Origin of the sequence: Bradyrhizobium prioriisuperbiae (genome assembly GCF_032397745.1) — a bacterium.
GTDB lineage: Bacteria > Pseudomonadota > Alphaproteobacteria > Rhizobiales > Xanthobacteraceae > Bradyrhizobium_A > Bradyrhizobium_A prioriisuperbiae.
The window spans coordinates 1,283,179-1,303,775 of record NZ_CP135921.1 but is presented as its reverse complement, the minus strand read 5'-3'; the positions used below and the strand labels follow the sequence as shown (position 1 = coordinate 1,303,775).

Sequence of the window (20,597 nt, the reverse complement as noted above, 5' to 3'; positions counted from 1 at the left end):
GCATGCAAATCATTCCGACTGAAATTCCAGAGGTGCTGATCATCGAGCCGAAAATGTTCGGCGATCAGCGAGGATTTTTCCTCGAGACGTTCCAAAGAGAGCGTTATGCTGCGGCAGGAATCCGACATCCGTTCGTGCAGGATAATCTGTCGCGTTCCGCATTCGGTGTGTTGCGCGGATTGCATCTGCAGAATCCGAAGTCGCAAGGCAAGCTCGTCACGGTGTTGCGCGGCAAAGTGCTCGATATTGCCGTCGATGTGCGCATCGGCAGCCCAACATTTGGGCGTCATGTCTCCGTCGTACTCACTGACGACAATCGCCGGCAGTTCTGGGTTCCGCGCGGCTTCGCGCACGGCTTCGTTGTGTTGTCGGAGACCGCGGACTTTTTCTACAAATGCGATGAATTCTACAGTCCGGAAGATGAAACCGTCGTCCTGTGGAACGATCCTGATCTCGCCATCAAATGGGGCGTCGATGCACCGACATTGTCGGCGCGCGATTCCACCGGGCGGCGGCTGGCCGATATCGCAACATTGCCGAAATATGGTGAGATCTGATGCGCATCCTTTTAACCGGTGTGTCCGGCCAGGTCGGTGGTGCGCTGCAAGTTCTGCTTTCCGGTCTCGGATCGGTTGTGGCGGCCGATCGCAGTCAGCTCGATCTCTCTCAACCTGATACGATCTCGGCTGTGCTCGATCAGCTGCGGCCCGACCTGATCGTCAATCCGGCGGCCTACACCGCGGTTGATCTCGCAGAGGACGAACGCGATCTGGCGTTTCGCGTCAACGCGGATGCACCCGCCGCGATGGCGAGCTGGGGCGCTCGACACGATGTGCCGATAATCCATTTTTCCACCGACTATCTGTTCGATGGGTCGGGCGACGTGCCCTGGCGCGAAACGGACAGGCCATCGCCGCTGTCGGTCTATGGCGCGAGCAAGCTCGCCGGCGAGCGAGCGCTTGGCGAGGCCGGGGGGCGACACCTGATCGTCCGCACGTCATGGGTTTATGCATCCCAGGGACGAAACTTCCTGCGCACCATCGCGCGTCTCGCGCGCGAGCGAAAGGAGTTGAAGATCGTCGCCGATCAGTTCGGTGCGCCGACGTCGGCGCAGATCATCTCGGAGGCGGTGGTGAAGATCTTGCGCGAAGAATTGTCCGGGGGCGGCAAACCGTTCGAGCGCAACGGCGGCGCGGTCAATGTCTCGGCATCGGGCACGACGAGCTGGCACGGCTTTGCCTCCGCCATTGTCACGGGCTTGCAGCAGCGCGGTGTCGATGTCGTGGCGGAGCAGGTCCTTCCGATTTGCACGGCGGATTTTCCAACCAAGGCGGCGCGGCCGGCCAACAGCCGGCTCGATCACGACAGGCTCAATCACGTGTTTGGCGTGACGATGCCGACATGGCAGCAGGCGCTCGCCGTCGAACTCGACGATCTCGCTCCTGAGCTTGTGGCCGCTTCGCGTGATCTGAAAACACCACTGGCGTCCTGACGAGATCAGGTAGGCGCCCGCGCTCAGCTTCGGTCGCGCGCGGGGGTGGGGACGAAGAACGGCGTCCCCGCCAGTTCGGGTTCGTCGAAGTCCTCGACCCTGCGACGCATCACATCGATGTCCTCGCGAAACAGCGACGCGCTGATCGCGACTGAGACCCGCTCGGCCGCGATATTGACTCCGGGGATGTCGCTGGCAATTGCAGTGTGGCTCAGCGTGGCGCCGTGATTGACCAGATGGATCTGCGTCAGTGTGGGATTGCGTCCCGGCTCGCGCTCGGTCAGTTCGAAACCGGGCCCCAGATATGGATGGCGCGCGAGATCGCCGCGCTGCAATTCGAGTGGTGGCGCATAACGATCGCCCCAGGTGGCGATATCGTCTGAAAACGCCGCGAGTTGGGGAACGGCCCGCGCGTCGACACGAAAGCCGGTGGCGACGATCAGGAAATCATGCCGGTGCGGCTGCGGATCATTGGCAAGCACCACGGTGACGCCTTGGTCGTCGCCATGAACCGCTTGCACCGGGCATCCCAGATGGATGTGAAAGTTGGGCTGCGCCAGCGTTCGGTGCACTGTCTCATGGGGAACGGGCGCCTGCACGTCGTTGAGATAGACCATCAGCCGCCAGCGTTCCGCATCCGGCAACGCCGACCATCCGTGCAGGAATCCGGGAAACGCCGAGCCGCGTCCCTTGTTGACCTGCGGCAGGACACGGCGGCGCACATACATGTCGACGCGAGCGGCGCCTTGTTCGAGGGCGGTGGCCGCATTGTCCCAGCCAGAGGATCCGCCGCCCAGGATAGCGATGGATTTGCCGCGCAACCGCGCGAAATCGATCGGGTCGTTGGTGTGGGCGGCGAACTGCGGCGCCAGGGCACGATCGACCAGTGGCGGCCAGTCGTCGCCGCCAGCGCCACCCCGCCCGGTGGCAAGTACAGCTCGACGCGCGAAGACTGAGCGTTCGTGATCCCCTTCGCGCAGCGTGGCGCGCAGCAGGTGGCCAGCCGGCTCAAGTCCGACAAGCTGGACGCGATGGCGGACCGGCAGCACCAGAACGGTCTGCAACCAGCTCAGGTAGGCGGCCCACAGCTCGTTCGGAATCTTGTAAAGCGTGGTCCAATCCTCCGTCCCGGACCGGGCTTCGTGCCAGGCGCGATAGGTCAGCGAGGGGATATTGAGTGCGGGTCCCGGCAGCGTCTTCGGCGAACGCAGCGTGCCCATCCGGGCATAGGTCAGCCACGGCCCCTCCCGCCCGGGCTCGGACCGATCGATCAGAGCGGTGTTGCGCACACCTTTGAAGATCAGGCTCGCGGTGGCGGCGATGCCGTTCATCCCCGCGCCCACCACAAGTACGTCAAGCACCGGCTGTCCGTCGGGGCCGGTCACGACCGCGGGCCAGTTCTCCGGGGGCAGGCCGAGGCAATCGAGATCGCGTGCGACCGCGGCATCATGTCGTCGCGCAGAAGTTGCATCCATAGGGTCGATCTATCATCCCGTTGTCGGCCACTCAATTGGCCGGGCCGTCCTTCGCCATCCCGGCGAAAGAACGTGCCAACGATATGCGCGTCAGTAGAACAACAAACTTATCCTGTCGCAATATCTTGTCGGGAGGAGGAAAAATAACCAAAGTCCGGCTGGGTCGCGACGCAGGCATGGCTATATTCATGCTGGCCCGAAGGGTGCGAAGATTGCGAACATTATAAAGTCAGAGACTCGGAAGGAAAAAGAATGCCACTCAAACATCTCATCGGTCTCGATCATGCTGTCGTCGCCGTTCGCGATCTGGATGCGGCCGGAGCAGCCTGGAAGCGGCTGGGCTTCACCATTTCGCCGCGCGGCACCCATTCCGCGCATCTCGGCTCCGGCAACTACACCATCGTGTTCTCCGACGATTATCTCGAGCTGCTGGGCATTCTGAACGAGACCCCGCACAACCAGGCGACGGTCAAATTCCTCCGGGAGCATGAAGGCATCGAGCGCACGGCGTTCACCACCGATGATGCCGCCGCCGGCGTGGCCGAGGTCAAAGCGCGCGGCATCGCCGCCGATGGTCCGGTTCACTTCGGCCGTCCGGTCGATCTGCCGAACGGTGGCAAGAGCGAAGCCAAGTTCAATATCTTTCGTTGGCCGGTCGACGAGGCTCCTGGTGGTCTGCGCATCTTCGCCTGCCAGCATTTGACACCGGAAGCGGTGTGGATTCCCGAACTCAGGAGCCATGCCAACGGTGCCAAGCGCCTGGTGCAGGTCGAGGTGTTGTCGGCCACGCCGAAGGACGCCGCGGCGCAATTGTCGCGGCTGATCGATCGACCGGTGGCCGAAACCGCGGATGGATATCGCGTCGCGTCCGGCGGCACGCGTGCGGACTTTCTGTTCTATGATGCTGCTGTTTTTGCGAAGCGCTATCCTGAGGTGGTGCGCAAGGGCGCAGTAGCGAATGGTGCGGTGGCGATCGTCATCGCCACCGACGATCTCGCCAAGGCGCATGCGATCGGCGGCGCGGTTGGACATGGTGATGCGGTGAGCGTGCCGGCGGCGGCCGCCAACGGCGCGATCCTGAGTTTTGTGGCGCAGTGAGCGCCGTTATCCGAAGCTTTGATATTCAGGGGATTTTATGAGCTCTCATCGATTTGACATGACCCGCCGCGCTGCGTTGATGACGTCGGCGGCGATTGCCGCCAATGTCGCGTTTCCGCAGCGTTCGTTCGCGCAGGAGACACCACGCAAAGGCGGGGTGTTCACCGTGCATTACGGCGCCGAGCAGCGCCAGCTCAACCCCAGCCTGCAGGCCTCCACCGGGGTCTACATCATCGGCGGCAAGATCCAGGAGGCGCTGGTCGATCTCGACGCCAATGGCCAGCCGGTCGGCGTTCTGGCCGAAAGCTGGGAATCGTCCGCGGACGGCAAGACCATCACCTTCAAGCTGCGCCAGGGCGTGACCTGGCACGATGGCAAGCCGTTCACCTCCGCCGACGTCGCCTTCACCGCCATGGAAATGTGGAAGAAGATCCTGAACTACGGCTCGACGCTGCAGTTGTTCCTGACCGCAGTCGATACGCCCGATCCGCACACCGCCGTGTTTCGTTATGAGCGGCCGATGCCGCTCAGCCTGCTGCTGCGCGCGCTGCCGGATCTCGGCTATATCTCCGCCAAACATATCTACGAGACCGGCGACATTCGCGCCAATCCGGCGAACCTCGCTCCGGTCGGCACCGGTCCGTTCAAGTTCGTCCAGTATGAGCGGGGGCAACACATCATTGCCGAGCGCAATCCGAACTATTGGCGCCCCAACGCCCCTTATCTTGACCGCATCATCTGGCGCGTGGTCACCGACCGAGCGGCGGCGTCGGCACAGGTCGAGGCTGGCCAAATTCATTACAGCCCGTTCTCCGGCCTGACCATTTCCGACTCCGCGCGGCTCGCCAAGGACAAGCGCTACATCGTGTCCACCAAGGGTAATGAGGGCAATCCGCGCACCAACACCGTGGAGTTCAATTTCCGCCGCAAGGAGCTGGCGGACATCCGGGTGCGTCAGGCCATCGCGCATGCGCTCAATATCCCGTTCTTCATCGAGAACTTCCTTGGCGATTTCGCCAAGCTCGGCGTTGGACCCATTCCGTCGGTGTCGAGGGATTTCTTCCCCAGCGACAACGGTCCGCAATATGCCTACGACAAAGCGCGCGCCGCGAAGCTTCTGGACGAAGCCGGCTACAAGGCCGGCGCCGGCGGCGAGCGCTTCTCGCTGCGGCTGTTGCCCGCGCCGTGGGGCGAGGACATCTCGCTGTTCGCCACCTTCATCCAGCAGTCGCTGTCGGAAGTCGGCATCAAGGTCGAGATCGTGCGCAATGATGGCGGAGGTTTCCTCAAGCAGGTCTATGATGAGCACGCCTTCGATCTGGCGTCCGGCTGGCACCAGTATCGCAATGATCCGGCCGTTTCCACCACGGTGTGGTACCGCTCCGGCCAGCCCAAGGGCGCGCCCTGGACCAACCAGTGGGGCTGGACCGACCCGGTCATCGACACCATCATCGACAATGCGGCGACCGAGGTCGATCCGGGCAAGCGCAAGGCGCTGTACGGCGATTTCGTCCGCCGCGCCAATGCCGAGCTGCCGATCTGGACCCCGATCGAACAGCTGTTCCTCACGGTGATTTCGGCAAGGGCACGCAATCACTCCAATACGCCGCGCTGGGGATCGTCGACCTGGCACGATCTCTGGCTCGCGGAGTAGATAGCGTTTTCGAGCGAAGTGGATACCGGTTCGCGTGAAGAAGCCGCGTCAAAAAAAGAATCTAAAGCTTCCGTTCCGATCCTATCGGAACGGAAAAATCCGCTAGTCTTGCCAGATGCGTATCCTCACCCTTGCGGGGCGGCGGCTGGCCGCCTCGATCCCAACCGTGCTCCTGATCCTGATCGGGATCTTTCTGCTGCTGCAGTTCGCGCCCGGCGACACTGTGGACGCGATGATGGCGCAGATGGGCGGCGGCGATGCCGCGACTGCGCGTGAGCTGCGCAAGTTCTACGGGCTCGATCTGTCGGTCGCGGCGCAGCTCGGCAATTATCTGTGGCGGCTGGTGCGTTTCGATCTCGGCTTCTCATCGATCTACGGCAAGCCGGTGGCGGCTGTGATTGCGGAGCGGCTGCCGGTCACCATTCTCCTGATGACGGCATCGCTGTCGTTCGCATTCTTCTTTGGCCTTGTGCTCGGGGTGATCGCGGCGCGCGGCGTCAACAAATGGCCTGACACCGTCATCTCCACTCTCGGCCTGATCTTCTACGCCACCCCGTCGTTCTGGTTCGGACTGATGGCCATCGTGGTGTTTTCGATCTATCTGCAATGGCTGCCGCCGGGCGGTTTCGAGGATATCACCACGGCGAAGACCGGCATCTGGCGTACCCTCGATATTGCGCATCACCTGGTGTTGCCGACCCTGACACTGGGCTTCATCTTTCTCGCGATTTATCTGCGCATCATGCGGGCATCGATGCTGGAGGTGCTCAATCTCGATTTCGTCCGCACCGCCCGCGCCAAGGGCCTGGATGAGACGGGTGTGGTGGTGCGGCATGTGCTGCGCAACGCCATGCTGCCGATGGTGACATTGATCGGCTTGCAGGCCGGCACCATGCTCGGCGGCTCGGTGGTGGTGGAGAGCGTGTTCTCGCTGCCAGGGCTCGGGCGGCTCGCCTATGAGTCGGTGATCCAGCGCGACCTCAACACCCTGCTGGGCATCGTGTTCATCTCGGCGCTGCTGGTGGTGGCGGTGAATTTCCTGGTCGATCTGCTTTATGCGCGGCTCGATCCGCGCATCACCTCGGGGGTCTGATGGAGGCGGTCAGGCATTACTTCCGAAGCCCACCGGCGGTGATCGGGCTGATCTTGCTCGCGATCGTAGTCGCCATGGCGTTGACCGCCGGCTGGCTGTTCCCGCGCGATCCGTTGTCGCTTGCGGGACGTCCGCTGGTGTGGCCGGGCGCCAATCCGCGGTTCTGGCTCGGCACCGACAATTCCGGTCGCGATATCGCAGCGCAGATCTTTCACGGCGCGCGCATCTCGCTGCTGATTGGCCTGGTGGCGACGCTGGTTGCTGTCGCAATCGGCGTGGTGATCGGAGCGGTCGCTGGCTTCTATGGTGGCCGCATCGACACCATTCTGATGCGGGTCACGGAAGCGTTCCAGACGCTACCGAATTTCATCCTGCTGCTGGTACTGGTGGCGGTGTTCGGATCGAACCTGGCGACCGTGACCATCGCTATTGGCGTGGTGTCATGGCCGGCGCCGGCGCGGCTGACCCGCGCCGAATTCCTGTCGCTCCGCAACCGGGAGTTCGTGCAGGCGGCAAGGTCGCTGGGGGTGCGTGACGTCGGGCTGATCTTCAGGGAGATCCTGCCCAATGCGCTGCCGCCCATCGTGGTCTATGCCAGTGTGGTGATGGCGGTGGCGATCCTGTTGGAAAGCGCGCTGGCGTTCCTGAAGCTGTCCGATCCCAACGTCGCCTCCTGGGGCAATCTGATCGGGCTCGGACGCGACGTGCTGCGGGTGCAATGGTATGTGTCGGCGATTCCCGGCGTTGCCATCCTGGTGACGGTGCTGGCGGTATCGCTGGTGGGGCAGGGGCTCAACGATGCCTTCAATCCGAGACTGAAGGGCCGATGAGCGCGATCCTGACCGTCAACGATCTCAGCGTGCGGCTGCCGGCGGGCGCCGATCGTCCTCATGCGCTGGAAAACGTATCATTCTCGGTGGCTGCCAACGAGATCGTTTGCGTGGTGGGCGAATCTGCATCCGGCAAGTCGATGACCGCCAACGCCATCATGCGTCTGTTGCCGGGCGGCGTCACGATCTCCGGTGGCCAGGTGCTGTTCGAGGGCCGGAACCTCGCGGAGATCGATGAGGCCGACATGCGCCGGGTCCGCGGTGCCGGCATTGCCATGATCTTCCAGGAGCCGATGACAGCGCTCAATCCGTTGCGCAGCATCGGCGATCAGATCGGCGAGATGTTCTCCATCCACACCGATCTGTCGAAAGCCGCCATCCGCGCCCGCGTGCTGGATTTGCTGGACGAGGTCCGCATCCCGGATCCGCAGCGCGCGGCGAAGGCCTACCCGCATGAGCTCTCCGGCGGCCAGCGCCAGCGTGCCATGATCGCCATGGCGCTGGCGCTCGATCCCAAGGTGCTGATCGCCGATGAGCCGACCACGGCGCTGGATGTCACGACCCAGGCGCAGATTCTGGCGCTGATCCGCGATCTGCAGCAGCGCAAGGGCACCGCGGTGATGTTCATCACCCATGATTTCGGCGTGGTGGCTGACATCGCCGATCGGGTGGTGGTGATGCAGCAGGGGCGCATTGCCGAGCAGGGACCCGCCGATCGGATCCTCAATCATCCGCAGCATCCCTACACCCGGCAGCTGATCGCGGCGGTGCCACGGCTGACTGCGCCGCCGCCGCGCAAGCTGTCCGATCAGGCGATCCTGACGGTCACCAATGTCTCGAAGACCTATCGCACCGGCGGCTTTCTCGGTCGCGGCGCGCGCGTCACCCATGCGGTGAAGAATGTGTCGCTGACCCTGCCGAAAGGCGGCACGCTCGGCATTGTCGGAGAGTCCGGCTCCGGCAAATCGACCCTGGCGCGCTGCCTGTTGCGCCTGATCGATCCCGACACCGGGGCGATCGTGCTCGAAGGCAAGGATCTGGCTGGACTGACGCGCGAGGAAATGCGGGTCGAGACACAGAACATCCAGATGGTGTTCCAGGATCCGTTCGCCTCGCTTAATCCGCGCCGCACCGCGGGCGAACTGGTGGCACAGGGCCCCATCGTGCACGGCGTGCCGCGTGCGCAGGCGCTGGCCAAGGTCCGCGAACTGTTCGAGCTGATCGGGCTGGATCCGGCAGCCGTGGATCGCTATCCGCACGAATTCTCCGGCGGCCAGCGCCAGCGCATTGGGCTGGCCCGGGCGTTGGCGCTGAAGCCGAAGGTGCTGGTGGCGGATGAACCGGTGTCCGCGCTGGACGTCTCGGTGCAGGCACAGGTGCTGGCGCTGCTCAGCGATCTGCGGGCGCGGCTCGACCTGTCCATCGTCTTTATCACCCATGACCTGCGCGTCGCCGCGCAGGTCTGCGATCTGGTTGCGGTGATGAAGGACGGCGAGGTGGTGGAAAGTGGGCCGATCGCAACCGTGTTCGGCGCCCCGCAGCATCCTTACACCCGTGCGCTGCTCGCTTCGATTCCAGGACGAGAGTTTAGCGGCAGTCGCAAATCCATTCCTGCTTGAGACGTGTGCAACGTTCCGCCTCCTGGAACGTCCTATTGTTTCCAGGTTTGAAAGGCCTGTTCAATCGCGGCCTTGCCCGCAGGTCCCTTCTCAAGGGAAATAATCGCGTTTCTGCCGTTTGCGTACGCGAGCGGAATTTCGAACAATTGACCGTCCTTGAGAAGCTGGATGTTCTGTTGTCGTTCGGCAGCGACATTGGAGAACCCAACAAGGAAAGTCTTGTCGTTCACCTTGACCGCGAGGCCCTTGAGAGCGGTGCCGCGGGGATCGGCCGTGGGTTTCACAAGTATGCCCGGCGCGTTTTGAATGCCGCCTGGCTTGAAGTCCCGTGGCAGATCGAACTTCAGCTCGGCGGTGTGACTGGCGGGGAGAGATAAATCGAGATTACGCTGGACGGACATTTTCAGCTTGAGCTTGCGAGCCGGTATTTCGACATCGGCGACGATGGCCAAATCCATGGGGAAATTGGGGGCCGATTTCATCTGCTGGGTACGCCACTTCACGGTGCCGGTGGATTGAATGGGATCTTTGCCTGGCTCTTCCTCATACAAAATGACGCGTTGCTGTGCCGACGAAGGCTGCGCCATGCAGCCACTGAAGATGACGCACAGAAGTGCGATAACCGCCTTCGAATGAATTCCCATGTCCCCGCCCATTCCAATACGTTGGGGCCGTACGATATCGATTGGGCGAGCTGCTGTTAAGGGATCGCGACGTTCTGGAAGTGGCCTGTGCTAATATTGCTGCGCCGCAGCGATCGGTGGCGCGTCGATGGATACTGCGAATGGCGCCGTGGAATGGCTCTGGGGCGCGGGTGCTGTGGTTGTCTTGTCGTCCGCCACCAGTTGAAACTGAAATCCATGCAGCGTGATCGTCGGATGGATGGCTCGGAAATCGTCCTGGAAAGCGCGGATGCGCAGTTCGAGGTCGGCTTGCGAAATGTCCGCCGGGATATCGCAGGCCGACAGATACATCTGCCGGGTGCTCTTTCGGTTACTCCATGAGACCGGCAGCACCGGCATCGGTTCCGCGCGGGTCGCCAGATCCTTGGCCAGCCGCCAGAACAGATAGGCCAGCCGCACGAAAGCGATCTGTTCGAGTTCACGCACCGCGATGTTGCCCGGGATTGTGAAGTTTTCGGTCCCGATGATCGGACCTGAGTCGACGTTCTCCGCCATCAGATGCGCGGTCGCGCCGAAGCTTGTCGCGCCTTCATAGAGGGCGAAATGAGCCGGAGCCCAGCCGGGGTAATCCGGTGAACCTGGGTGGAAATTATAGGCGCCGTGGCCGAGCGCGCTCAGGATGCGTGGCGGGACAATCACGCCGGTGGTGAAAGCGATAAGGCGCGTGTTGTCCAGGGTCGCCGGATCGAGCGCCTCCAGATCGTCAGCGGTCAGAGCGAAACGGAACGAAAGTTGCGGATTGTGCTCCCTCAGCAACGCACTCAGGGCAACGTGCTGTTGCGGAAGGCCGGTCAGCAGAATGATATCGGTGAGCATGGTCTTTCAATCTCGTTCGAGAACTCTGTTGTGGTCTGCTGGTTCAGGCCGGCGGAAGCAATTCCGGTTGGTTGCGGCCACTCTCGCGCCGTGCCGCCAGCGCGACGACGTTTCCGGGCGCCAGCGGGATCGAATCCGCGAGGGTGCGAAACAACGAGCTTGGTACGCTGGATGACGGCGCGATCTCGAGAATGCGATGGTTGGCGGAATTGGCAACGGATGTCGCGGCCTTGACGTCGTCCTGCCAGGGGCACAGCGACAACTCCATATGGCTGAACCCGCCGGGATCATCTGCGAAGGCCTGCGTCACGGCTTCGATGCTCGCCGCGACGGTGCGGGCTCCGGCGGACTGGATGTCGCGCAGGATTACCGTCACCGGCTGGCTCGGCTGCACCGGCGCTGTCATCACCACCAGCGATTCCGGCGCGCCGGTGCGGCTGGCGCGCCGTGCGCTCTGCAATGTCTTCGGGAAGTTCAGTTCGGGGCCGAGATCGGCCGTAGTGGTCTCCACGCTGTGCGCGACGACCGGGCGTCGGCGCGGATCCTGATCGCCGCGCATGGCGTGATAGGCGCGGGGCAGCCAGACCGTGTCGAGCGACATCTGTGACGATATCAGGCTCCAGGCCTGGTCCAGCACATAACCCTCCCAGATTGCGGGGTAGGTCGAGGCGAAGCAAAGCCAGGCCTGCAGCATCGCTTCCGCGGCCGGCGAACGTCCGAAGTAAAGCGTGCGGGTCGACATCTCCCAGCGATTCCATTTGTGGACGGCGAAATCGCAGTCGAGGCTCGCGGGCAGGTGCGGCAGGTCGATCATCTCCGCATCAGCCTCCACCCAGAGGATCGGGCGCGTGTGCTTCTGCCACATCTTCAGGATGAAGTCGGCTTTCTCCGAGCCGAGCAACTGGCCGGGCGTCGTGGCATCGATCACCTCGATGTCGAAGTCGAGGCCGAGCGTGGTGAGCGAGCGCGCCAGCGGGCGGATGTGATCCTTGCCGCAATCGCGTGGATAGCATGAGGCGACGCGTGGCAGCTGCCGATCGCCGGCCGCGGGCATGACGGTCGACCAACTGACGCCGCCCCACCACATTTCATGCGGCCCCTTCCATCCGGTGGCGCCGACGGTGCCGAAATCGATCAGCTTGGATTTCAGGAAATCGAAGCCGGGATTTTCCCCGAATGGAATGACCACGATGCAGCCGGCATGCAGGGAGCGAAAGAACAGTTCGGCGCGGGGGCCGCTCGGTGGCTCGAGAACGATGATCAACTTGCTGTCGGCGATCGCAGCATCGGGACCGTCCCAGAGCACGGGCATGCCGAACCGGGAGCCGAGCCATTGCAAGCGCCGGCGCTGCTGGTCATTCAGCCTGATATGGTGGGAGACAAGCAGCGCATCCAGTGCATCCGCCGAAAAGTCATGCGCCGTGGTCGTTTCAATCATGTCCATATCGCCCCTTTTCAGGGTTTTACGGACGAGCGGCGGCAATCAGGCGGTGGAAATTATGCGACGCTGGTATGAGGTCCGGCGGCGTCTGTGTCCTGCAGGGCGAGGATGCGATTGCCGCTGAGCGAGGTCAGGGCCACGCTGAAGATCGCGACCGGCTGTTTCAGTGGATCGACGGTGATCAGCAGGCAGCCGTCACCATCGTTCGCGCGATAGTGGCGGCCGGATACCGTGAGACCGGCCATCGTCAGCTTGCTGTCGGGGAGTGCCGTGACGTCCAGGCTCTTCGATATTGTCTGGATCGTCGTTCCGGCTTCGACCGTGACACCGTGCAACAGCCCCTCGGGCGCGATTGTGGCCAGCGGAACGGCGATGGTCTGGACATCCATGGTGCTCGACACCGGAATTCGAATCCGGATATCGCCGAATCCGGTGCGATAGCAGGGCACGTTTTCCATGGTTGCGCTGCCATTCGCCGCGAACAGGCCGATCTGGATATCGCCGCATCTGATGTCGCCAAAGACATCGGCGGGCAGCCGGTTGGCACCGAACAGCAGATACAGGAACGCGTGCGACGGGGACAGGCACGCGAAGCTGCCGGCGATCCACATTGATGGCCCCGGGTTGGCGCAGGCCGCCAATAGTCCGCCGGCGACCAGCTGATGCCTGATCGCCGCATCATCCAGCATCGGCGCCAGCGCCTGGGTGCCGAGATTGACGTCGTGCTTGAGAGTGCCGAGCAGGAGCAGTTCGTCATCATCGGGCAGCAGCAGCAGGCGACCCAGGATCGCGGCGGTCCAGCGCGCCATCACGTCCGGCGCCTTGAACGGGTGCAGACCATATCGCGGGCTGAACTCGCATGCGCGGTCGACGAAAGCGAGGGCGCCGGCCTGGATCTTCGCGGCAAGCGCGAGCTGTTCTGCCGGCCGAGGGTTGATCTCGCGCAGCACCTCGCCGCCGCGATAGTCCCGCACCGAGCCGTCGGCGGAACAGCAGATCTGCTCGAGCAGCGCAATGTTATGGCCCAGCATGCGCTTGACGTGGGGTGTGACGATGAGGTCCGAGATCAGGCCCTCGGCCGTGTCGTTGTCGTCGAGGTCGTGGAAGGCATCATCGAGCGTCATCAGATAGGCGCCGTGGATGCGGATGCCGATGCCTTCCTGATCGAAAATCTGGCGAAGAGCCTTCTGCACGCTGCCGGCATAGCCGAGGTCGGCAAGAACCAGATCAGTGCAGGTGTCGAAGTCCGGAATGGTGTGCCTGAGATAGACCAGCAGCGAGGCGCGCACCGCGGCTGCGAGATCCCTGATTTGCGCTTCCTCGATCAGGTGGGGCAAGGCTTTCGCAAGCTCCTTGCCGCTGGTGATGCCGTCGGGGAATTGGTTGAAGAATGCAACGACGGCGGGCGGCAAGACCTTGACGATGGCGCCGAACGCAGTAGCGTCGATTTTGACGATCTCGCGCAGCAGTTTGACCAGCGGCGCGGTGGTGGTGGCGGAGCCGATCAGGCTGACGCGCCGATTGATTTCGAGATACGACGCGGTGTCGCCGTGCAACGCCTGCCAGATGCGATGCGGCAGAAAGCCGTCACGGCCGAGGAAGGCGACTGCAACCTTCCTTGCCTTGTCTTGCCGCAGCCGTGCGGCGCGTTCGTCGATGAAGGCATCGAAGGCCGCCATCATCGGTCCCAGCGTGGTGACGCCGAGCCGAAAGGCCGGAGACTTTTCCGGGGTCTGGGCCGACACGATCCGGCGCAGGGTGCGTGATCCCTGATCGAGCCGGGGGGAATGTCCCGGACACAACAGCGTGAAGACCGAACTCTCCCGCTGCAGCTGTGCGGCCAGAGCCCGGCTCGCCTGCGGATAATATCGCGCCCGGATGCCGTGCCGCTTCGCGCCCTTGATATCGGCTGTCGCGTTATCGCCGACATGCAGCGCTGTTGCCGGATCGACCTGCTGTTCAGACAGATACCGCGCGAACAGGGCTTCGCTCTTGCTGGTCCCGTTCTCGCACGATGCGTAGAGAAAATCCCAGTCGAGGCCCGGACTGCATGCGCGCAGCAAGCGGCCGAGCTGGTCCGTGCTCCAGTAGGTGTCCGAGATGAAGCCGGTGCGATAACCCCTGCGCTTCATGTCGGTGTATTGCTGAATCATTTCCGGATTTTCGCGACACAGCTCCAGTTCGGCTTCGAACTCCGCGTCGACGAGATCGCTCAGGGCGCTGCGATCGAGGCCGAACAGCCTGAATGGAAAGAAGGAATAGATCTCCGCGATGCCGACCTCGCTCGATCCGCGCGCGTTCTTGGCCACGCGGCGCGCACGCGCTTCCGCCATGATGCGATGCTGAATGAAACTTTCAGATACGTTTGGAAATGCTTTGGACAAGGACAAGCGTTGATACGCGCGCTCGAACACGCCGTCCGGCGTGGTGCAGGCGCGCAGCAGAAACGTATCGAACACGTCGAATGAACACGCGGCAACGGCGCGCTCGCGACGCGCCGCATCGACCGTCACGATCGTCATTGCAGATTTTCCCCGTCCCTCAGCATCACATCAACGATGCAGCGAGAAAAATCAGGCGGTGTTGTTTCAGAAAATTTCTACGTGGCGATTTTTTGGTCGCGCGATCCAGACAGATTCGAAAAATGCGATAACGTGCAATCGATGATTCGGAAAAAATTGCCGAGTGAAAATCATCGAACGCCAGTTCGCGATATTCGGCTGCCGGTCATCTGCACACAGTCGATGTGCGTGCGCGTATCTCGATCCAGTTTGCGTTTTAGCCAGTATTTCCGGCCGCATTCGTGCGCCGCCGCATGTCTTTGGGTGACGGTCATCATGCTGATCTGCAGGTCGACAGGGGAGAAGGGGGATGCCGGCAACGTGCCCGCTCGGCATGTTTTGCCTCCCGGCCGGCAAAAAACTCCACCTAAGTTATTGAAAAATAAGAAAAAATATTCGCCTGAATTTTTTGGCCGCTGCGTTGAACCGTCAGAAGCCGCTTGGGATGTGCGCCATCGGCGTTGCGGGTTGGAGATTGGGGATGAGCTACGCGCTTGATATCTGGGCTCCGGCCGAGATCGAGGCAAATGTGGTGCCAGTAGTGCCCGCTGGGGACGCGCCGGCCTGGCCTTCGGCCGATGTGCAGGTCGATGCGGGCGAAGCTGCGACCGTGGACGTCGTCGACGAAGACAAGGAATTGCTCGACCGCCTCGCCGCCAACGACGAGGCGGCGTTTCGGCTTCTGGTGGCGCGGCACATCGATCGCGCTTACGCCATCGCGTTGCGCATCGTCGAAAGCCGTGCTGATGCCGAGGACGTCGTGCAGGACACGCTGCTGAAGGTCTGGACCCATCGTGGCCGCTGGCAGCACGGCCGCGCCAAGTTCTCCACCTGGCTCTATCGCGTCGTCACCAACCGCTGCATCGACATGCGCCGCCGGCCGCGCACGGAGAACGTCGATGCCGTTCCCGAGATGGCCGACAAGCAGCCCGACGCCACCAGCGTGATCGAGCGCAATGAAGTCAGCGGCATGCTGGAGGCGGCGATGCAGCGTCTGCCGGAGCAGCAGCGTGTCGCGGTCATCCTGTCGTATCACGAGAACATGAGCAACGGCGAGATCGCCGACGTCATGGAGACCACGGTCAGTGCGGTGGAGTCACTGCTCAAGCGCGGGCGGCAACAACTGCGCGAAATCCTGCGCCGGCATGAGCGGGACATCCGCCACTCGTTTACCGATTCCTAACCATAAAAATCGGCGTCGCAAGATTTGCCGCCTGACAAATGACGGTCGTCCCGTTTGATCGCACAGACGGGGGCTGGGCCCGCGTCACCGTTGTATCCCTGATGCGGCATGTCGTGCCCATCATTACAGGAGCTTGTACATGCCCGTCATTTCGACCAACATCGCCGCGAACGCCGCCGTCCGCTATCTCAATATCAACTCCGCCCAGGAATCGAGCTCGCTCGCCAAGCTGTCCAGCGGCTCGCGCATCACCTCCGCCTCCGACGACGCCGCCGGCCTTGCGATCTCGACCCGCATTTCGTCGGACGTCACCGCCCTGCAGCAGGCCGCGACCAACGCTTCGCAGGCCACCTCGATCCTGCAGACCGCTGACGGCGCCGCCTCGAACATCAGCGACATCCTGGCCCGCATGAAGTCGCTGGCCTCGCAGTCCGCCTCGGGCACTGTCACCACTTCGAGCCGCGCCTACATCCAGTCGGAATTCTCGCAGCTCTCGGACGAAATCGACAGCATCTCCACCGGCACCCGCTACAGCGGTCAGACCCTGCTCGGCTCTGGCAGCGCGTTCTCGTCCGGCATCTCGGTGCTGGTCGGCTCGTCATCCACCGATACCATCAACATCACGCTCTCGACCATCAATTCATCGACCCTCGGCGTCTCGCTCGATATCAGCACGCAGACCGGCGCGACCACCGCACTGACCGCGCTGGATAGCGCGATCGATACCGTGTCCAAGGCGCGCGCCGACATCGGTGCCCAGGAGTCGCGGTTCAACTTCAGTGCCGACACGATTGCGACCCAGGTCCAGAACCTGCAGTCGGCCAACTCCGCCATCAAGGACGTTGATATCGCGTCGGAGCAGGCGAAGCTGTCGTCGGCGGAAGTGAAGACCCAGGCGGCGGTGTCCGCGGAAACCGCGGCCAACCAGATGCCGCAGTACCTGCTGAAGCTGCTGGGCTAACAAAAGCCACGAGTAAGGCGGGCCGGCCATTGTCCGGCCCGCTTCCTCACAAGATGGAATGGCCCAGATGACGGTGAGCAGCGCGACCTCCTCCTCGACGAGCAGCAGTTCGGCGAGCACGGTGACGACCACGGGCACCACGACATCGACGAGCCTCGACTGGAGTGCGCTGATCACGGCGCAGGTCAATGCCAAGCTCGCCGCCGCAACGAGCATCCAGACCACCATCACGGCCAACGAGGCCAAGATCACAGCCTATCAGCAGCTGCAGACGCTGCTCAGCACGCTGTCATCGGGGCTGACCTCTCTCAATTCCTCGATCGTTAACTCGCTGGCGACCAACGCTTTCGCGTCGCGGTCGGCGACCATCACCGCGACTGGCGACGTCAGCGCGAGCTCGGCGCTGGGAATGTCCGTGAGCAACGGCGCCGCAACCGGCGACCATACTCTTGAGATCACTCAGCTCGCGACCGCACACAAGGTGATCGGGTCGGCGCAATCCAGCCAGAGCACGGCGCTCGGCTATTCCGGTTCTTTTTCGCTCGGCCTGTCCGGCGGCACCAGCGCCACCATCTCCGTCACCAGCGACATGTCGCTGCTCGATATCGTCGATGCCGTCAATGCGCAGACGTCCACGACGAACGTGCAGGCCTCCGTCGTGCAGGTGTCCAGCGGGGAGTACGAGCTGGTGTTGTCCGGAACCCAGGATGCCGCCGATATCGTCACCAGCAGCACATCCGGATCGTCGACGGATATTCTCAATGCGCTCGGCGTGACCGATAGTTCAGGTGCCTTCACTGACGTGCTGCAGACGGCGCAGTCGGCGATCATCAGTCTCGACGGCATCACCATCACCCGCGACACCAACGACATCACCGATGTGCTGAGCGGCGTTACGTTCAACCTGCTGCAGGCGACCCCGAGCGGAACCTCCCTCAACATCAGCATCGGCACCAACACCAGCCAGATCGAGTCGGCGATCGAGACTTTCGTCACCGATTACAACGCATTCCGCGATTATGTGGTCACTCAGCAGGCGCAGAATTCGGACGGGACCGCGGCGTCGAGCGCGGTGCTGTTTGGCGACGGCACCATGCGCGATATCATGACCCAGCTCCAGCAGGCGCTGAGCACCTCGCTTGACAGCCTGTCGATGAGCGATCTCGGGCTGTCTTTCAACACCTCGAACGAACTCGTCCTCGACAGCAGCGCGCTCGAGACGAGCTTGTCGTCGAACCTGAGCGGCCTGACCAGTCTGCTGGCGGCGCAGACCACGACCTCCAGCGGCCAACTGAACGTGGTGAACAGCGGAACCTCACCGCCGTCGTCGTTCACGCTGGACATCGAGGTCGACAGCTCGGGAAACCTGACATCCGCTTCGGTCGGGGGCGATAGTTCCATGTTCTCGGTCAGCGGCAAAACCATCATCGGTGCCTCCGGCACTGCCTATGCCGGCATGGCCTTCACCTATAGCGGTACCACCTCGCAGTCGGTCACCGTGACCTCGACGACGGGGATCGCCGCGCAGATCTACAACATAGCCAAGAATTTCTCCAACACCACATCCGGCGCGCTGCAGACGCTGATCTCCGGTTTGCAGACGCAGGACACCACGCTGGAGCAGAAGGTCTCCGACATCCAGGCCAACGCCGCCACTTACCAGACCATGCTGCAGAACCAGTACGCGCAGTATCAGGCGGCGATCCAGAGCGCCAACAATACGCTGAACTATCTCACCGCGTTGCTCGATGCGAGTTCAAACAACTGATGACACAGAATTCGATGGCCTATCGCGCCGCCCAGGCCTATCGCGGGGTCGCCGTCACTGTTCCTCCGCTCAGGGCCATGGTGATGCTCTACAATGGCGCCATCATGTTCCTGCAGAAATCGATCGAGGCCCAGGAAGCCCGGCGTTTCGAGGAGGCGCACGGACACATGATGCGCGCGACGGCGATCCTGCGCGGTCTCAGTCACAATCTCGATTTCGCTCGCGGTGGCGCGGTCGCGGATCGGCTTTATGACACCTACAACGCGCTGATCCTGGCCTGTCTGCGTTCGTTCGGCCGCCGCGATGTGTCGGAAAATTATCGTCGCATCATCGCCAGCCTGACGGAACTGCGTGAAGCCTGGGAATTCGTGGCCCGCACCAAGGACGCCGCCAAGCCGCCCGTCGGCCAGCCCTGAGATCGGTCCCGGACGCGAGCGGAGCGTCCCGCCAAGGGCGCATAGGCGTGCCCGAACGCCGCACCGGCCCCAGCGGCTGGGGGTGACGGCCGCTGCCGGGTAGCGGCACCAGCGAATATCTTCTATGACTCCCGCAGGGATACGACGCCGATTGGGGTTTGGCGGACGATGGACGTTGCGGAGTTTGAAGATCTCATCGACCGGCTGGGCGAGGATATGTCGCTCTGGCCGGAACCGCAGCGCGTGGCCGCCGCGCAACTGCTAGAAACATCGGATCACGCCCGGACTGTCCTCGACGCCGCCGGGGTGCTGCGACGCGCCTTGTCCGCTCCCCCGATCAAGGCCCCGGCTGGCCTGGCCGAGCGAATCGTTTCGGCTGCATTGCAGCAAACTTCGGAACCGACGTCCCCCGCGCCTGATGCCGCGGATGCCTGCGTGAACAGCGCGGACAGGCGCTGACAGCGCCCGGCAAGACGGACCCTGCCGTCAGCGGCTCCGGCTTATCGAATTCCCTGAAATCATCATAACGGCAAGGTGATCGCCGGACCGTCGGCGACGACACGCGCGAACCATAGCGGCCGATTGCCGTCATGTCGCGCGAGAGATTTCGCCCATCATCGTATTCGCTTCAGATGATCATGCCGCCGCGCTTTTTGCCCACGCGGCATCGGCAAGTTTTGCCGGTTTTCATTAGGGGTTTTTCATCACGGATCGCATTCCAGGGTGCGTGAAAAAGTCGCCTGATTTCTCCGCGCCGTCCGTTTCATCTGCGAACGACACCCACGACCGCAAACCACACGATCTTCGCTTCCCGCCGCCGCGCGTGGCGGAAGCCGCCGGAGCATGTCATGACCGTTTCCGCAGCCGCTTCGAGCTCGAGCACAGCGACGACATCCTCGTCGTCGAGTTCGTCCGCGCTCTCATCGACCGATTTCCTCAATCTGCTGGTCAGCGAGTTGCAGAACCAGGATCCGCTCAATGCGACGAGCACTACCGATTTCATCAATCAGCTGACGTCCTACGCGAACTTCAACGAGCAGCAGTCGATCAACACCAGCTTGACCTCGCTGGCGAGCTCGTTCAGCAGCCTCGTCACCCTGAACTCGGTCAATTACATCGGCCACACCGTGGAAGCCAAGACCGATACGGCAACCTTGACCGGCGGGTCGGCGACATACGGATATTCGCTGAATTCGTCCGCGGCGAACGTCAAGCTCAGCATCCAGGATTCCTCGGGCAACACGGTCTGGAGCGGCACCGGCACCGGCAATGCCGGTTCGAACAGCTTCACCTGGAACGGCCAGACCACCGACGGAACGCAGCTCAGCGACGGCGGCCAGTACACCATGAGCGTGACCGCGACCGATTCCGCCGGCAACTCCGTCTACGGCTACACCACCATCACCGGGACGGTGACCGGCATCGATGCGTCGAGCAGCACGCCGGCGCTGACCGTCGACGGCGTCTCCGTCAGCGCAAGCAACATCATTGCGGTCAAATCCTAACA

19 protein-coding genes are annotated in these 20,597 nt (G+C 62.7%); 14 read left to right on the top strand and 5 right to left on the bottom strand.

Annotated elements, in window-relative coordinates; translation table 11 throughout:
* Nucleotides 1–2: 2 nt before the first annotated feature.
* Entirely contained in the window at nucleotides 3–557 is a 555-nt protein-coding gene (gene rfbC / locus RS897_RS06125) for a dTDP-4-dehydrorhamnose 3,5-epimerase (RefSeq protein WP_315835696.1), read from the top strand.
* Complete coding sequence (gene rfbD / locus RS897_RS06120) at nucleotides 557–1,492, top strand: dTDP-4-dehydrorhamnose reductase (RefSeq protein ID WP_315835695.1); 936 nt, start codon at nucleotides 557–559, stop codon at nucleotides 1,490–1,492. Before rfbC ends, rfbD begins: the two co-directional genes overlap by 1 nt.
* Before the next feature lie 23 nt (nucleotides 1,493–1,515).
* Here rfbD and RS897_RS06115 read toward each other — a convergent pair whose 3' ends face one another.
* On the bottom strand, nucleotides 1,516–2,967 hold the full coding sequence (locus tag RS897_RS06115) for an FAD/NAD(P)-binding protein (RefSeq protein WP_315835694.1): 1,452 nt from the start codon (nucleotides 2,965–2,967) through the stop codon (nucleotides 1,516–1,518).
* Nucleotides 2,968–3,219: 252 nt separating this feature from the next.
* Between RS897_RS06115 and RS897_RS06110 the strand changes: the two genes are divergently transcribed.
* The 5 genes from RS897_RS06110 (at nucleotide 3,220) to RS897_RS06090 (ending at nucleotide 9,261) form a co-directional block, all read left to right on the top strand.
* Entirely contained in the window at nucleotides 3,220–4,065 is an 846-nt protein-coding gene (locus RS897_RS06110) for a VOC family protein (protein WP_315835693.1), read from the top strand.
* Between the two features lie 37 nt (nucleotides 4,066–4,102).
* A complete protein-coding gene (locus RS897_RS06105) occupies nucleotides 4,103–5,719 on the top strand; it encodes an ABC transporter substrate-binding protein (RefSeq protein ID WP_315835692.1) in 1,617 nt (538 codons plus the stop codon).
* Between the two features lie 115 nt (nucleotides 5,720–5,834).
* Nucleotides 5,835–6,812 (top strand): ABC transporter permease, encoded by a 978-nt coding sequence (locus RS897_RS06100; protein ID WP_315835691.1) that lies wholly within the window; start codon nucleotides 5,835–5,837, stop codon nucleotides 6,810–6,812.
* Entirely contained in the window at nucleotides 6,812–7,642 is an 831-nt protein-coding gene (locus RS897_RS06095; RefSeq protein ID WP_315835690.1) for an ABC transporter permease, read from the top strand. The genes RS897_RS06100 and RS897_RS06095 overlap by 1 nt, the downstream gene beginning before the upstream one ends.
* Nucleotides 7,639–9,261, top strand: a complete 1,623-nt coding sequence (locus RS897_RS06090; protein ID WP_315835689.1) for an ABC transporter ATP-binding protein — start codon at nucleotides 7,639–7,641, stop codon at nucleotides 9,259–9,261. Before RS897_RS06095 ends, RS897_RS06090 begins: the two co-directional genes overlap by 4 nt.
* Before the next feature lie 32 nt (nucleotides 9,262–9,293).
* On the opposite strand, the gene RS897_RS06085 is transcribed toward RS897_RS06090, so the two are convergent.
* The 4 genes from RS897_RS06085 to RS897_RS06070 all read right to left on the bottom strand — a co-directional run bounded on the left by RS897_RS06085 (nucleotide 9,294) and on the right by RS897_RS06070 (nucleotide 14,723).
* Nucleotides 9,294–9,905 (bottom strand): hypothetical protein, encoded by a 612-nt coding sequence (locus RS897_RS06085; protein ID WP_315835688.1) that lies wholly within the window; start codon nucleotides 9,903–9,905, stop codon nucleotides 9,294–9,296.
* Between the two features lie 90 nt (nucleotides 9,906–9,995).
* On the bottom strand, nucleotides 9,996–10,760 hold the full coding sequence (locus RS897_RS06080; protein WP_315835687.1) for a formyltransferase family protein: 765 nt from the start codon (nucleotides 10,758–10,760) through the stop codon (nucleotides 9,996–9,998).
* A gap of 43 nt (nucleotides 10,761–10,803) precedes the next feature.
* The gene (locus RS897_RS06075; RefSeq protein WP_315835686.1) at nucleotides 10,804–12,198 is read right to left on the bottom strand and encodes a hypothetical protein; all 1,395 of its coding nucleotides are present in this window, start codon (nucleotides 12,196–12,198) and stop codon (nucleotides 10,804–10,806) included.
* 59 nt (nucleotides 12,199–12,257) lie between these two features.
* Nucleotides 12,258–14,723 (bottom strand): HAD family hydrolase, encoded by a 2,466-nt coding sequence (locus RS897_RS06070; protein WP_315835685.1) that lies wholly within the window; start codon nucleotides 14,721–14,723, stop codon nucleotides 12,258–12,260.
* Nucleotides 14,724–14,759: 36 nt separating this feature from the next.
* Here RS897_RS06070 and RS897_RS06065 point away from each other — a divergent pair, with 36 nt between their 5' ends.
* The 7 genes from RS897_RS06065 to RS897_RS06035 all read left to right on the top strand — a co-directional run bounded on the left by RS897_RS06065 (nucleotide 14,760) and on the right by RS897_RS06035 (nucleotide 20,595).
* A complete protein-coding gene (locus tag RS897_RS06065; RefSeq protein WP_315835684.1) occupies nucleotides 14,760–15,260 on the top strand; it encodes a hypothetical protein in 501 nt (166 codons plus the stop codon).
* Nucleotides 15,244–15,945 carry an RNA polymerase sigma factor gene (locus RS897_RS06060; protein ID WP_315835683.1) on the top strand — a complete coding sequence of 234 codons (702 nt, stop codon included), beginning with the start codon at nucleotides 15,244–15,246 and terminating at the stop codon, nucleotides 15,943–15,945. The genes RS897_RS06065 and RS897_RS06060 overlap by 17 nt, the downstream gene beginning before the upstream one ends.
* Nucleotides 15,946–16,084: 139 nt before the next feature.
* Entirely contained in the window at nucleotides 16,085–16,906 is an 822-nt protein-coding gene (locus RS897_RS06055) for a flagellin N-terminal helical domain-containing protein (RefSeq protein ID WP_315835682.1), read from the top strand.
* 67 nt (nucleotides 16,907–16,973) lie between these two features.
* Nucleotides 16,974–18,674: a flagellar filament capping protein FliD gene (fliD, locus tag RS897_RS06050; protein ID WP_315835681.1), complete on the top strand. Its 1,701-nt coding sequence runs from the start codon at nucleotides 16,974–16,976 to the stop codon at nucleotides 18,672–18,674.
* A complete protein-coding gene (locus RS897_RS06045) occupies nucleotides 18,674–19,090 on the top strand; it encodes a flagellar export chaperone FliS (RefSeq protein WP_315835680.1) in 417 nt (138 codons plus the stop codon). The genes fliD and RS897_RS06045 overlap by 1 nt, the downstream gene beginning before the upstream one ends.
* Nucleotides 19,091–19,258: 168 nt before the next feature.
* Nucleotides 19,259–19,549 (top strand): hypothetical protein, encoded by a 291-nt coding sequence (locus RS897_RS06040; RefSeq protein WP_315835679.1) that lies wholly within the window; start codon nucleotides 19,259–19,261, stop codon nucleotides 19,547–19,549.
* 389 nt (nucleotides 19,550–19,938) lie between these two features.
* Nucleotides 19,939–20,595, top strand: coding sequence for a flagellar hook assembly protein FlgD (locus RS897_RS06035; RefSeq protein ID WP_315835678.1), 657 nt, complete (start codon nucleotides 19,939–19,941; stop codon nucleotides 20,593–20,595).
* Nucleotides 20,596–20,597: the final 2 nt, after the last annotated feature.